This window comes from Rhizobium sp. LjRoot258 (assembly GCF_964254185.1).
Lineage (GTDB): Bacteria > Pseudomonadota > Alphaproteobacteria > Rhizobiales > Rhizobiaceae > Rhizobium.
Map to the genome: position 1 here is coordinate 641,099 of NZ_CAXUST020000001.1, position 13,508 is coordinate 654,606.

General features: G+C 61.4%; 14 protein-coding genes. 8 read left to right on the forward strand and 6 right to left on the reverse strand.

The features are described from left to right. On the reverse strand, positions 1–954 hold the full coding sequence (cysD, locus tag ACSQ9D_RS03150) for a sulfate adenylyltransferase subunit CysD (RefSeq protein ID WP_436281118.1): 954 nt from the start codon (positions 952–954) through the stop codon (positions 1–3). Between the two features lie 111 nt (positions 955–1,065). After that, complete coding sequence (locus ACSQ9D_RS03155; RefSeq protein WP_436281119.1) at positions 1,066–1,812, reverse strand: phosphoadenylyl-sulfate reductase; 747 nt, start codon at positions 1,810–1,812, stop codon at positions 1,066–1,068. 413 nt (positions 1,813–2,225) lie between these two features. Here ACSQ9D_RS03155 and ACSQ9D_RS03160 point away from each other — a divergent pair, with 413 nt between their 5' ends. From ACSQ9D_RS03160 to ACSQ9D_RS03175, 4 genes are all read left to right on the forward strand, one after another. After that, complete coding sequence (locus ACSQ9D_RS03160; RefSeq protein ID WP_037125403.1) at positions 2,226–2,672, forward strand: RrF2 family transcriptional regulator; 447 nt, start codon at positions 2,226–2,228, stop codon at positions 2,670–2,672. A 202-nt stretch (positions 2,673–2,874) separates the two neighbouring features. Further along, the gene (locus ACSQ9D_RS03165; protein ID WP_024318005.1) at positions 2,875–3,261 is read left to right on the forward strand and encodes a DUF6152 family protein; all 387 of its coding nucleotides are present in this window, start codon (positions 2,875–2,877) and stop codon (positions 3,259–3,261) included. Between the two features lie 3 nt (positions 3,262–3,264). Then, on the forward strand, positions 3,265–3,741 hold the full coding sequence (locus ACSQ9D_RS03170; RefSeq protein WP_436281120.1) for a DUF6644 family protein: 477 nt from the start codon (positions 3,265–3,267) through the stop codon (positions 3,739–3,741). A 29-nt stretch (positions 3,742–3,770) separates the two neighbouring features. Next, complete coding sequence (locus ACSQ9D_RS03175) at positions 3,771–3,950, forward strand: type II toxin-antitoxin system RelE/ParE family toxin (protein ID WP_436281121.1); 180 nt, start codon at positions 3,771–3,773, stop codon at positions 3,948–3,950. A 12-nt stretch (positions 3,951–3,962) separates the two neighbouring features. On the opposite strand, the gene betA is transcribed toward ACSQ9D_RS03175, so the two are convergent. The 3 genes from betA to betI form a co-directional block, all read right to left on the reverse strand. Continuing rightward, positions 3,963–5,615: a choline dehydrogenase gene (betA, locus tag ACSQ9D_RS03180; protein WP_436281122.1), complete on the reverse strand. Its 1,653-nt coding sequence runs from the start codon at positions 5,613–5,615 to the stop codon at positions 3,963–3,965. A gap of 175 nt (positions 5,616–5,790) precedes the next feature. Then, on the reverse strand, positions 5,791–7,260 hold the full coding sequence (gene betB, locus ACSQ9D_RS03185) for a betaine-aldehyde dehydrogenase (protein ID WP_436281123.1): 1,470 nt from the start codon (positions 7,258–7,260) through the stop codon (positions 5,791–5,793). Continuing rightward, complete coding sequence (gene betI / locus ACSQ9D_RS03190; protein ID WP_436281124.1) at positions 7,257–7,856, reverse strand: transcriptional regulator BetI; 600 nt, start codon at positions 7,854–7,856, stop codon at positions 7,257–7,259. The genes betB and betI overlap by 4 nt, the downstream gene beginning before the upstream one ends. 140 nt (positions 7,857–7,996) lie before the next feature. Here betI and ACSQ9D_RS03195 point away from each other — a divergent pair, with 140 nt between their 5' ends. From ACSQ9D_RS03195 to ACSQ9D_RS03210, 4 genes are all read left to right on the forward strand, one after another. Then, positions 7,997–8,545 (forward strand): HdeD family acid-resistance protein, encoded by a 549-nt coding sequence (locus tag ACSQ9D_RS03195; protein WP_436281125.1) that lies wholly within the window; start codon positions 7,997–7,999, stop codon positions 8,543–8,545. Between the two features lie 187 nt (positions 8,546–8,732). Beyond that, on the forward strand, positions 8,733–8,975 hold the full coding sequence (locus ACSQ9D_RS03200) for a ribbon-helix-helix domain-containing protein (protein ID WP_037125389.1): 243 nt from the start codon (positions 8,733–8,735) through the stop codon (positions 8,973–8,975). A gap of 148 nt (positions 8,976–9,123) precedes the next feature. Beyond that, positions 9,124–10,929, forward strand: a complete 1,806-nt coding sequence (locus ACSQ9D_RS03205) for a GGDEF domain-containing protein (protein ID WP_436281126.1) — start codon at positions 9,124–9,126, stop codon at positions 10,927–10,929. A gap of 78 nt (positions 10,930–11,007) precedes the next feature. Beyond that, positions 11,008–12,003, forward strand: coding sequence for an NAD(P)H-quinone oxidoreductase (locus ACSQ9D_RS03210; RefSeq protein WP_436281127.1), 996 nt, complete (start codon positions 11,008–11,010; stop codon positions 12,001–12,003). 15 nt (positions 12,004–12,018) lie between these two features. On the opposite strand, the gene ACSQ9D_RS03215 is transcribed toward ACSQ9D_RS03210, so the two are convergent. Then, positions 12,019–13,452, reverse strand: a complete 1,434-nt coding sequence (locus ACSQ9D_RS03215; RefSeq protein WP_436281128.1) for an MFS transporter — start codon at positions 13,450–13,452, stop codon at positions 12,019–12,021. Between the last annotated feature and the right edge of the window lie 56 nt (positions 13,453–13,508).

Below are 13,508 nucleotides of genomic sequence, written 5' to 3' on the forward strand. Positions count from 1 at the left end.
TCAGAAATATCCTTCACGCTTCTTCTTTTCCATGGAGCCGGACTGGTCGCGGTCGATGGCGCGGCCCTGTCGTTCGGAAACCGTGGCAATTTCGAGTTCGGCGATCACCTCTTCGAGCGTGGTCGCTTTCGATGGGATGGCGCCCGTCAGCGGAAAATCGCCAAGGGTGCGGAAACGGATCATGCCTTCCTGGCGCACTTCGCCGGGAAGCAGTTCCAGCCGTGGATCTTCGGCGAGGATCATCATGCCGTCACGCTCAACATAGGGACGCTTCTTGGCGAAGTAGAGCGGTACCAGCGGAATGTCTTCGGCCTGGATGTAGCGCCAGATATCGACCTCGGTCCAGTTCGACAGCGGGAAGACGCGAACGCTTTCGCCCTTACGGATCTGGCCGTTATAGATATTCCAGAGTTCCGGCCGCTGGTTACGCGGATCCCACCGATGATCCGGCGTGCGAAAGGAATAGATGCGCTCCTTGGCGCGGCTCGCCTCCTCGTCGCGGCGCGCGCCGCCGAAGGCTGCATCGAACTGGCCCGCATCGAGAGCCTGGCGCAGCCCTTCGGTCTTCATGATGTCGGTGAAGGCTGCCGAGCCATGCGTGAACGGCGTCACGTTTTCAGCCGCACCGCGCGGATTGATGTGCTCGATCAGGTCGAGGTCGTATTTCTTCGCGGTTTCATCTCGAAAAGCGATCATCTCGCGGAATTTCCAGCCGGTGTTGACGTGCAGCAGCGGGAAGGGGACGCGACCGGGATAGAATGCCTTGCGCGCAAGATGCAGCAGGACGGACGAGTCCTTGCCGATCGAGTAGAGCATGACGGGCTTCTCGAACTCGGCGGCGACCTCACGGAAAATGTGGATCGCTTCGTTTTCGAGCGCCTTCAAATGCGGGTCGAGCGGCGGCTTCGTGCTCCGGGGATTGTTGATTTCCGTATCCGGACGGCTATCGGGCATTTCTAACTCCAGACTTCAATCATTCTCGGAAGGCAGACGTCCGGAATGAGGTGCATTTCAGACTTCGAGGAGCGCAGGCGGCAGCCGCGCTCCGATCCCGAAGTCGACGGATTATTGTTGCGCGGAAATCGCCGTAGCCTCTTCGGCCACGTGCAGACCGCATTCACGCTTTTCGTCCTGTTCCCACCACCAGCGGCCAGCGCGTTCCGGCTCGCCGGGCTTGATCGCCCGGGTGCAAGGCTCGCAGCCGATCGAGGGATAGCCGCGGGCGTGCAGCGGATTGACCGGCACGCTGTTGTCGGCAACGTAGGCCTTGATGATGTCGAGGTCCCAGTCAGCGAGCGGGTTGACCTTCATGAGATGACGCTCGGCGTCATACTCGGCAAACGGCGTGTCGGCGCGGTTGGCCGACTGGCCGCGGCGCAGACCGGTGATCCAGATCGTCGCCCCTGCCAGGGCTCGCGCAAGCGGCTTCAGCTTGCGCACGCCACAACAGGCATGCCTGGCTTCGACGCTCTCGTAGAAGCCGTTGAGCCCATATTTGGCGGCATAGGCGTCGATATCGGCCTGCTCAGGCTCGTAGCGGCTGATGTGGATGTCATACTGCTTCTCGGTCTCGTCGATCAGGGAGAGCGTTTCCGGAAACAGCCGTCCGGTCTGCAGCGTCACGACATCGATCGGAAGGCGGTGATTGCCGATCTCAGCGGTGATGACTTGGTCCTCAATACCGAGAGAGGTCGTGAAGACGACGCGGCCGCCGAGACCGGCGACAAGCGACAGACGCTCTGCAAGGTCAAGGCCTGCGAGTTTCGCGTTCAGCGTTTCCGCTTCAGCGTTTGGATTGCCAGCAACAGTCATGGGGATCCTGTCCTTGATGTTGGCCGGAGTATCGCAGGTCGGGGTCGGATCGGACAGAAAAAGGCATTTCGAAAGCGGGCGCGATAGGAGCAAATATCTCTCCGCCGCCGCTGCAATGCGGAAAAGCAGCCGCACCGGCGACGTTTTGCCGACGCTCAGCCTAATTGTCTATTGATTTAGTAGAGTAACACGTTGCCTGTCAATCGGAAATGTGAATTGATGACATTAGGGGCACATTTTGCAGTAGATTTCAGCTATTGGCCGAGGGTGAAAAAACAAGGCCAAAAACCTTGTCTCTCAAGGGTTTCGCAGGCTTGTTCAAATTCCGTTCATGCTGCGCATGCCATAGAGGCAGGATCGAACTTGGGGTGGGCTGATGATTCCGCCCACCATGTGTGTGTCGACGGTCAAAAATGATTACGCAGAAGGCAAAATACGCGCTGAGGGCGCTGACGGTATTGGCTGAAGCCGATGACGGCGAGCCTGTGATGATCTCCGACATTGCAGCGCAGCAGAAGATACCGAAGAAGTTCCTAGAACAGATCCTGCTCGACCTGAAGCATCAGGGCATCGTCGTCAGCCGTCGCGGCAAGCAGGGCGGTTATCTCTTGCTGAAGCCGGCCGACATGATCACCTTCGGCGAGGTGCTGCGCATCATTGACGGTCCGATCGCGCCGCTGCCCTGCCTCTCGATCACGGCTTATCGCAAGTGCGATGATTGCGACGGCGAGCAGAACTGCGAGATCCGCCACGTCTTCGCCAAGGTGGCGGATGCGACCCGCAAGGTGCTGTTTTCCACGACGATCGCTGATGCCGTGGCGCCGGCAAAGGGCGCGCAAGTCACCCGCCTGCTGGCCTAAGGCGCAACCTCCTCGACAGCCGCTTATGCTCTGCCGCACGCCGCGCGCGCATGGCGGCCGCGACGGCAATTTGGGCACAGCATCGCAATTCACTGCCTTTCGGGATGTGCGCTTGATGCTTGCTTCAAGATTCGGTGAGATAGCTTTCAATCGCCCGCCTGTGCGCCAATTCGGTCCTGTCCAGTGGTAGGGAGAAACGAACATGCACGTCATGGGCTCGAAACGAATGGCAATCGGCGCAATCCTCGCAGTCACTTTGGCGACGGGAGCTGCCGCGCACCACGGCTGGTCATGGGCCGAGGGAGAGCAGACCGAATTGCGCGGCACCATCGAAAAGGTAACGATGGGCGGCCCGCACCCGACGCTCGATGTTGCGACCGCCAGCGACGGCGTCTGGCTCGTCGAACTCGGCAATCCGCGGCAGACGGAGCGCTCGGGCTTTGTCGAAGGGTCCGCGAAGAAGGGGGATCCGGTTGTCGTTCTCGGAAACCGTTCGCTAAAGGCTGACGAAAAGCGAATGAAGGCCGTGCGGATCACGGTCGCCGACAAGCGCTACGATATTTACCCGGAACGGATCCAGACGAACTGAGTGATGGCGATCGAGTTCCTGGAGTGGCTCGCCGCAACGCCGCTGTCGTCCGGGCTGCGGCGCTCGGCGCTTGTCTATATGGCAGTCAATGGCGCCCATATCCTCTCGATCGGGCTGCTGATCGGGGCAATCCTGCCGCTTGATCTCCGGCTGATGGGCCTCTTCGGATCGGTGCCGCTGGCGGTCATAGGCCCGTTCTTGTCGAGGGCGGCGGCCATTGGACTTGTGGGAGCGGTGATCACCGGCCTCGTCCTTTTCAGCGTGAAGCCGGTCGAATATGCGTCCAACACTGCCTTTCTTTGGAAGCTTGGACTGATCTCATTCGGGTTCTGTAATGCAGCGTTTGTTCATCTCGGGCGAGGATGGCGAGCGGGTCTTTCCAATGGCTCGGCTACGACTGGCGTCAGATTGTCCGCAGTCCTATCGGCCGTGATTTGGGTCAGCGCTCTAATCTCAGGGCGATGGATCGGTTTTCTGTAGTTGATTCCGAGCTTCAAGAAGGGCATTTCATGGCGACGTTGGAGGAGTTTCCGTTCAGCTGTCGAAAGGCGACGGCCAAAAGCGCTCTCTTGCGCAAACTGCTGATCCCCTTCGGTTCGGCAGGCTGCGTCGTGCTTTTCCAGATTGAAGACAGCCACACAGTCATCATCGCTACCGTTCGCCATCAGCGAGAAGAAGACTACCACTGATCGCGCGGCAGTCTACCGATCACTCACCGCCCAGCGCGGGCTGATCCATGGCTCCTGGTTAGAGCGCGGCAGCGGCTGCTTGCCGAGGATATGGTCGGCCGCCTTCTCGCCGGTCATGATCGAGGGACCGTTGAGGTTGCCGTAGGTGACGTGCGGAAAGATCGACGAATCAGCTACGCGCAGCCCGTCGACGCCGATGACACGGGTCTCGGGATCGACGACGGCCATCGGGTCGCTCTTGGCGCCCATCTTGCAGGTGCCGCAGGGGTGGTAGGCGCTTTCCAGATGCTCGCGCAGGAAGGCGTCGATCTGCTCGTCGGTCTGCACAGTCTCGCCCGGCTGGATCTCCGGTCCGCGATACTGGTCGAAGGCCGTTTGTCCGAAGATCTCGCGCGTGAGCCGCACGCAATGGCGGAATTTCTCCCAGTCCTCTGGATGGCTCATATAGTTGAAGCGGATGACGGGATCGGCTTTCGGGTCAAAGGACTGCAGCGTGACGTTGCCGCGCGACTTCGACAGATTGTAGCCGACATGCACTTGGAAGCCATGGCTCTTGGCCGCCGCCTTGCCGTCATAGCTGATCGCCACCGGCAGGAAGTGATACTGGATGTCAGGCTGCTTGACACCAGGCGCGGAGCGCAGGAAGGCGCAGGCCTCGAACTGGTTCGAGGTGCCGAGCCCGGATCTGGTGAACATCCACTGGGCGCCGGCAACACCCTGCCAGAACCAGGGAAGCCACGAATAGAGCGAGACCGGCTTGGTGCTGACCTGCTGGAAGTAGAATTCCATGTGATCCTGCAGATTGGCGCCGACGCCCGCCCGGTTCGCCTTCACCTCGATGCCCATGTCCTGCAGATGCGCGCCGGGGCCGATGCCCGAGAGCATCAAGAGCTTCGGCGAGTTGAAGGAGGAGGCCGAAACGATGACCTCCCGGTTCGCCTTCACCACCTCGACCCTGCCGCCGCGCTCGATCTCGACGCCGGTCGCCCGGCCGTTCTCGATCACCACCCTGCGCGCGAGGCCATAAACCACTTCGACATTCGGCCGCTTCAGCGCCGGTTTCAGATAGGCGTTGGCCGCCGACCAGCGGCGGCCGCCGAAGATGGTCTGCTCCATCAGCCCGAAGCCTTCCTGTTTCGAGCCGTTGTAATCCTCCGTCGCTTCGAAGCCCGCCTGCTTGCCGGCCTCGATGAAGGCGCGGAAAAGCGGGTTGCGGAAGACGCCGCGTTGGACATGCAACGGTCCGTCCGTGCCGCGCCAACCCTCTTCGCCGCCGTGGCTGTGCTCCATCCGCTTGAAGTAGGGCAAGACGTCCGCATAGGCCCAGCCCTTGGCGCCGAGCTCTTCCCAGCGATTGTAGTCCTCGGCGTGTCCGCGCACGTAGACCATGCCGTTGATCGAGGAGGAGCCACCGATCACTTTGCCGCGCGGCGCGGTGATGCGCCGGTTGTTGAGAGCAGGCTCGGGCTCGGAGAGATAGCCCCAGTTGTAGCGCTTCATGCTCATCGGCCAGGCAAGGGCTGCCGGCATCTGGATGAACGGCCCGAAATCGGAGCCGCCCGCCTCGATGACGATCACGGTGTTCTTGCCGTCTTCCGAAAGCCGATAGGCGAGGGCGGAGCCCGCCGAGCCGGAGCCGATGATGACGAAATCTGCCTGCTGCATGCTACTTCCTCTAGTGTTTTATCGTGCCGTGCCCCTCGTGCCGCCTCGTGGTTCGAGACGGCCTCAGGGCCTCCTCACCATGAGGCGGATAGACGTCTGCGGCTTCCGGTTCTCCTGCCCTCACCCTGAGGCGGGAGCGAAGCGACCCTCGAAGGGCGAGGGCAGGCCGCGCCCGTCAATAAGGCGCCTGTACCGGCCCCATGCCGACATAGACCGTCTTCAGCTCCGAATAGTGCTCCAGTGCTGCCAGCGAATTCTCGCGTCCGAAACCGGATTGCTTGGAACCGCCGAAGGGAATTTCGACGGGGCAGAGGTTGTAGGTGTTGATCCAGAGCGTGCCGGCCTCGAGCTGATCGACGACGCGATGGGCGCGCGTCAGATCGGCGGTGAAGACGCCGGCCGAGAGGCCGAACTCCGTGGCGTTGCCGCGCGCGATCACCTCTGCCTCGTCGTCGAAGTCGAGAACGCACATGACAGGCCCGAAGATCTCTTCACGAGCGATCGTCATACCGTCAGTGACGTCGGCAAAGACCGTCGGCTGCACGTAGTAGCCTTCGCCGGAGACATTGTTCGGAATGCCACCGCCGGTGACAAGCGTCGCGCCCTCCGCCTTGCCCTTCTCGATGTAGGAAAGAACCTTGTCGCGCTGCGCCCAGGAGACCATGGGCCCGAGCTGCGTGGCCTCGTCCATCGGGTCGCCGATCAGGATGGCCTCGGTACGGGCCTTCAGCCGCTTCAGGAATTCAGCCTTGATCTTCCGCTGCACGAAGACGCGGGTGCCGTTCGAGCAGACCTGGCCGGTCGAATAGAAATTGCCAAGCATGGCGCCGCCGACGGCGCTGTCGATATCGGCATCGTCGAAGACAACAAGCGGCGACTTGCCGCCGAGCTCCATGGTGACGTGCTTCAGGCTGCCGGCAGCAGCGGCGGCGACCTTGCGGCCGGTCGGCACCGAGCCCGTCAGCGACACCTTGGCGACGTCAGGATGGTTGACGAGCAGCGGGCCGGTTTCGCGGTCGCCCTGGATCACATTGTAGAGCCCCTTCGGCAGGCCGGCCTCGTGCAGGATCTCTGCGATGGCAAGCGCGCCGAGCGGCGTGTTTTCCGAAGGCTTGAAGACCATGGCATTGCCAGCGGCGAGCGCCGGCGCGCCCTTCCAGCAGGCGATCTGTTGCGGATAGTTCCAGGCGCCGATGCCGACGCAGACGCCGAGCGGCACACGCTTGGTATAGGCGAAGTCGCCGCCGAGCGGGATATAGGATCCGTTGAGACCGGCAGCGGCGATGCCGCCGAAGAACTCGAAGCTGTCGGCACCCGATGTCGGGTCGGCGACGATGGTCTCCTGGATCGGCTTGCCGGTATCAAGCGTCTCGAGCTCGGACAGCTCGCGATTGCGCTCGCGCATGATGTCGGCGGCCCGCTTGAGGATACGGCCGCGCGCCGTCGGGCTCATCGCAGCCCATTCCGGCTGGGCGCGCTTGGCGGCGGCGATCGCCTTTTCGACGATCGCGGGTGTCGCCGCGTGCAGCCGGGCGATCACCTCGCCGGTCGCCGGATAGATGCTTTCGATGACGTTGCCTGCTTCATCCTCGACATATTCGCCGTCAATGAAGTGGGAGGCTTTCGGCTGGGCTTTGAGGGTCACTGGGTCTGTCCTTTCGCAAGGGCGGCAAGTGCTGCATTGATGTAGTCTTCGGTCAGCGAGATCGATGCCTCGATGCTGACAGGCGCTGACCTCAGACTTTGGCGGATGTAGAGCCCGTCGATCATCGCAGCCGCGCCTTCAGCAATGCGTTCTGCGGCATCGGCCGGGCAGAGCGCCTTCAGGTTGGCAAGCAGGTTTGACCGCAGGCGTCGGGCATAGATGACGAGGAAGCGCCGCGTCTCCTCCGAGCGCTGCGCTTCGGCATAGAAGGCAAGCCAGGCGGCGATGGTTGACGGCGCAAACTGGTCGGCCTGGAAGCTGACCCGGATCACAGCGGAGAGCTTTTCGCGTGGTCTGCCTGCCGCCTTCAGCGCTTTCACCGCGTCGTCGCGCAACTGCTTTAAGAGAGAGCGAACGGTCTCGATCAGCAGCTGTTCCTTGCTGCCGAAATAGTGATGCGCCAGCGCCGGCGAAACACCGGCCTGCCGGGCAATTTCGGACATGGTGACGGTCAGCGAACCGTGATCCCCGATCACGCGCAGCGCTGCATCCACGAGCGCCTTGCGGCGTACAGGCTCCATTCCGACTTTCGGCATGCCGTCACTCCATCAATGTGGATGAGTATAATTTTGATTGACTGATCAATCAATAAAAAACGCGCATCGCGCCAGATGGGCGAACCCCTTCCCATTCCGTGTTTTCGCGGCATATTCTCCTACCAACCAGGAGGTGTGCCATGGCTGATATGTCTGACCGATTGAGCTTTCCGTCCTTGCAATCGAAATGGGGTTGGTTCGTTGCACTTGGGGTCCTATTGATCGTATGCGGCCTCATAGCAGCGGCAAATATCGTGCTCGCGACCGTTGCGTCCGTCTACTACGTCGGGATGCTGATGCTGGTCGGTGGCGTCGTCTATCTGGTTCACGCGTTTCAGGTGCGAAGCTGGGACCAGGTGCTGTTTTGGGCGCTGAGCGGCGTACTGTACGTGCTGGCCGGTGTTTTCGCCTTCACCAATCCGCTACTTGCCTCGGCCGCGCTGACGCTGTTCCTTTCGATAGCGCTTCTGATTGCCGGCGTGTTCCGCACGTGGGTCGGCTGGCGCATGCGTCCGGTGAAGGGGTGGGGTTGGGTGCTCGCAAGCGGCATCATCACCGCGCTGGCGGGCGTGGTCATCGCGCTCGGATGGCCCGTCAATAGTCTCTGGATCCTGGGGCTTTTCCTCGCTTGCGACCTTCTCATCCAGGGCTGGTCGATGCTTGCCTTCGGCTTCGCGATCCGCCGCTAAGTTATGCCCGGAATTCACAGCCTTGGCTCACGAATTGTTTCTTTTTTGACAAGCATGTGAGCGAGGGCTAAAATTTGTCCCCATAAGAGGCAGCCGAGGCGGCGGCGTGCATCGGTAATGCCGTGGACTGGCTAACCCGTCCCCTGAGAGGGCAGTCATATGCCCACGAGGTAAAGGGAGGAATCTTATGCCGATGGTCACCGTATCCATTTCACCGCTGCAGGCGGCGGACATTCGCGCCGCGGTAGACAATGGCAGCTATGCTTCGAGCAGCGAGGTCGTGCGCGAAGCCCTGCGTCTGTGGGACGCCGCCCGAAAGGTCGGTGGACACGATAGCGAAATGCTCAATCAGGACTGCGTCCCTGGAGGCGGCAAATGCGTCGCCGACATGTTCGCCGATCACGAGGCCGAGCATCGGCGCACCGCCTGACCAAATCATTGATCGGGAGAGCAAAATTCGCTCGCCCGAACGGTCGAGTTCGCCGGTTTCACAAAAGTTTCATATTGGGGAAAGGGTTCGTTGATCCTTCTCCGCCATTTTCCCTGCGAAAAAACAATAAGACACAGTGGAGATTGGCATGTCTTTGGCTGCCACCGTCGATCCGGCGCTCGTTCGTCGCTACGCAAGCGATCAGATCGTAACCCTTGCGAAACTCGTCATCGAAAATGCGTTTCAGCCCATCGTCGAGGCAGGGACGGGTGTGGCATTCGGCTATGAATCGCTGATGCGCGGACAGGAGCGCATCGGCTTTAGCTCCCCGATCGAAATCCTCGACGAGGCCCATAAGAACCAGCAGCTGCTGCAGCTGGAGCAGATGGTGGCAAGCCGCGCGCTTGCGAAGTTCGCCACGCTCCCGCATTTCTCGAGCTCGACGCTGTTCCTCAATCTCGATGTCCGTCTGATCCCACATGGCGAGCGGCTGGTGGAAGGCCTGCTGCAGCATCTGAAGCTTGCCAATATCCCACCCTCCTCGATCTGTTTCGAGTTCTCCGAGCGCTTCGACAATACCAGCGTGCCGGAGTTTGCGGCGCTCGTATCGCTGCTGCGCAAGGCCGGCTTCAAACTGGCAATTGACGATTTCGGCGTCGGCCACGGCGAAATGAAGCTGCTCTGCGACCACCCGGTAGACTATCTAAAGATCGACCGGCATTTCATCGCCGATATCGACAGCAGCCCGCGCAAGCGACACCTTCTGAAAAACATCGTCCACATCGCCCACGTGCTTGGCACCCGCGTCATTGCGGAGGGGATCGAGACCGAGGCAGAGTTCGTCGCCTGCCGCGAATTCGGCGTCGATCTCGTCCAGGGCTGGTTCATCTCCCGCCCGACGACCCATGTCACAGAGCTGCAGCCTTCGTTTCCGCACCTGCTGGACCTCGGCAAGGGCAAGCGCAGCCCGCAATCGCTCGATGAGATCCTGATCCGCAAGCAGATCGAGATGCTGCCAACGGTCTACGAGAACGACACGATCGACAGCGTCTTCGAACTCTTCCGTCGCAATCCGCATCAGGCCTTTTTCCCGGTATTGAACGCGAACGGCGAGCCGCGCGGCATCCTGCACGAGCGGCATTTGAAGGAATACATCTACCAGCCCTTCGGCCGGGATCTGCTGAAGAACAAGGTCTACGAGCGAACCATCTCGCATTTCGTCGAGATGGCACCGATCGTCGGCCTTGACTCTGATACCGAACAGCTGATGGCGATCTTCGCCAACATGGAAGGCACGAACTGCCTGCTGCTGACCGACAACATGCGCTATGCGGGCGTCGTATCTGCCGCGTCGCTCATCAAGGTCATGAACGAGAAGAAGCTGAAGACCGCCCAGGACCAGAACCCGCTGACCGGGCTTCCGGGCAACAGGGCAATCCGCGACTTCATGCGCGAGTCGAGCCTCGATGGCGACGAGAAGCGTCACTTCTGCTACTGCGACTTCGACAACTTCAAGCCGTTCAACGATGCCTACGGTTTCCACCTCGGCGATCACGCGATTTCGCTCTTTGCCGCGCTCATGCGTCGCTATTTCTTCGCCGAGCGCCACTTCCTGGGGCATGTCGGTGGCGACGATTTCTTCATCGGCGTCCGTGGTTGGACCAAGGAAGAGCTGACCGAAATTCTCGATCGCTTGATCAGCGATTTCCACGATGATGTGCTCGACCTCTATTCCGACGCCGATCGGGCCGCCGGGCGCATTCGCGGCCATGACCGCGCCGGCGTCGAAGCGCTGTTCCCCCTGATGCGCTGCTCGATCGGCGTGCTGGAGCTGCCGGAAGGTCTCGTCATCGACGACATCAATCGCGTCAGCGCCGAAATCGCCCATATCAAGGCCGAAGCGAAGGAAAGCGATGAAGGGCTCGTCTTCCATCTCTTGGGCGAGACGAATTGACGCCACCGGCGCTTCCCTCCTTCTCAAGTCCGTAGAGCTGAACTATCTGACATGCTTTCGGAACGAGGAGACCGGATCATGTCTTTGCCCACGCAGATGCGCTTCATCGACCTGCCGAGCTTCGGCGCGCCTGAGGTGATGCGGATTGCCACCGGACCCTTGCCGGTACCGGGGGAGGGCCAGCTCCTTGTTCGCACCGAGGCGATCGGCGTCAACCGGCCCGACGTCGCACAGCGCCAAGGCACTTACCCGCCGCCGAAGGACGCGAGCCCGGTTCTCGGCCTTGAGATGGCAGGAGAGATCGTCGCCGTCGGCCCGGGCGTTCGTGACTTTGCCGTCGGTGACAAGGTGTGCGGCCTGACCAATGGCGGTGCCTATGCCGAATATTGCCTGCTGCCCGCGGGCCAGGCTCTGCGCTTCCCCAAGGGCTACGACGCCGTCAAGGCGGCGGCGCTTCCGGAGAATTATTTCACGGTCTGGGCAAACATGTTCCAGATGGCCGGGCTGACCGAAGGCGAGAAGGTTCTCGTGCATGGCGGCTCGAGCGGCATTGGAACGACGGCGATCCAACTGGCACGCGCCTTCGGCGCCGAAGTCTTTGCGACAGCCGGTTCGCAGGAGAAATGCGATGCCTGCGTGAAGCTCGGCGCAAAGCGGGCAATCAACTACAAGACTGAGGATTTTGCAGAGGTCATCAGGGCCGAGACCGGCCAAGGTGTCGACATCATCCTGGATATGATCGGTGCTGCCTACTTCGAGCGGAACGTGGCATCGCTTGCGAAAGACGGCTGCCTGTCGATCATCGCCTTCCTTGGCGGGGCGGTCGCCGAGAAGGCCAATCTGGCGCCGATCATGGTCAAACGGCTGACGATCACCGGCTCGACGCTACGCCCGCGCACTGCCGAGGAAAAGCGGGCGATCCGCGACGATCTCCTCTCACAGGTCTGGCCGCTTCTGGATGAGGGCAAGCTCGCGCCGGTCATCGATACCGTCGTCCCCTTCGAAGACGCCGCCGAGGCGCATCGGCGGATGGAAACGAGCGGTCACATCGGCAAGATCATGCTGCGCCTGTGACCGCTCGCACGTCGCTCACCGAGCCTGCCGTTCAGCGGGCGACGAGAGGGTCAGGGATATTGTGACGGCAATCAGGCCAGGAAGTGCCATCAGCACGTAGAGCCAGTGTGCGGCCGCAACGCCGCCCGAAACGCCACCGGGATCCACCAGCCCAGTGCTGTTGACAATCACGCCAGCAACGGCGGCGCCGAAGGCGCTGCCGAGCGACTGCACCGTCGAGATCGCCGCCGAGGCCTTGTCCTGTTCGGAATTGCCGACGAGGCTAAGAACCTTGGTCACCAGATGCGCCCAGCCAAGGCCGACGCCGAAGCCCATCAGGAACATGCCGATGACGGCCGGTCCTAGCACCGCCAGATTGCCGGACTGATTGTCCGTTGCGAGGAAGATCGTCAGGGACGCGACTGCAACCATCTCGATCACACAACCGGCGACGATTGCCGTGTTGGCACGGCGTCCGGAGAGCGTTCCGCTGAAGAAAGCGGCAAAGGTCCAGCCGAGTGCGACAAGGGCGGTGAGATAGCCTGACACCAACGGCGTCACGCCGTGCAGCACCTGCAGGAAATAGGGAATGTAGATGTCGCTTGTTAGCACGAGCAGCAGCACGAACATCGTCAGGTAGACGCGGGCCACCGGCTTTGCGAGCATGACGGCGCCCGTCGGCAGAAGACGGTTCATACTGCGCCGCTCGACGCTCAGCATCGCTACGATCGCAACGATCGATGCAGCAATCAGCAACGCTCTTGAGCTTGCTTCGTCGATGGTTCCGGCAATGCTGACGAGCAGTACGGCCGCAAGCAGCAAGGCAATCTGAAGGATCGGTATCTTGCCATGGGCGCGATCGTCTTCGGCCCGCGGCAGCAGCCAGGGCGCGAGTGCCGCCATCAACACACAGAGCGGAACCAGCAGCATGAAGGCATGCCGCCATGCGCTGCCTTCGGAAAAGAGGCCTCCGAGGCTAGGGCCGAGCAAGGTCGACACGCCCCAGATGGCCGCATAGAGCGTTGAAGCCTTCTGCCACAGCGGCTCGGGGTAGGCGAAGCGAATGAAGGCGTAGGCAAGTCCGGCAAGAACGCCGGCGCCGAACCCCTGTACAGTGCGCCCGGTCAGCACCAGTGGCATCGCCGGGGCCAGCGCACAGATCAGGCTGCCGGCCCCGAACATGAGGGCGCCTGCGACATAGACGCTGCGAAGCCCGATACCGCGCGGACGCATCGCGACGAAGATCGACCCCAGGACCGCCGCCGCGACGAAAAGCGTCGTCATCCATGACAGCAGTTCGAGCCCGCCAATGTCGCGCACGATCGACGGGGCGATTGTCGCAGTGATGTAGGTTTCAACGGCGTAGAGGGTGACTCCGCCCCCGAGGATGAGCGTCGCGGGCAGCAGCGGCGCGGAAAACAGATGAACGACGGAGGGCCTGTCTGCGGAAATCTCATCAATGCCGGTCATAATTCATGCCTTGTGTGCTTCCAGGGATATGCATTATTTTTGCAAGTTATTATTTG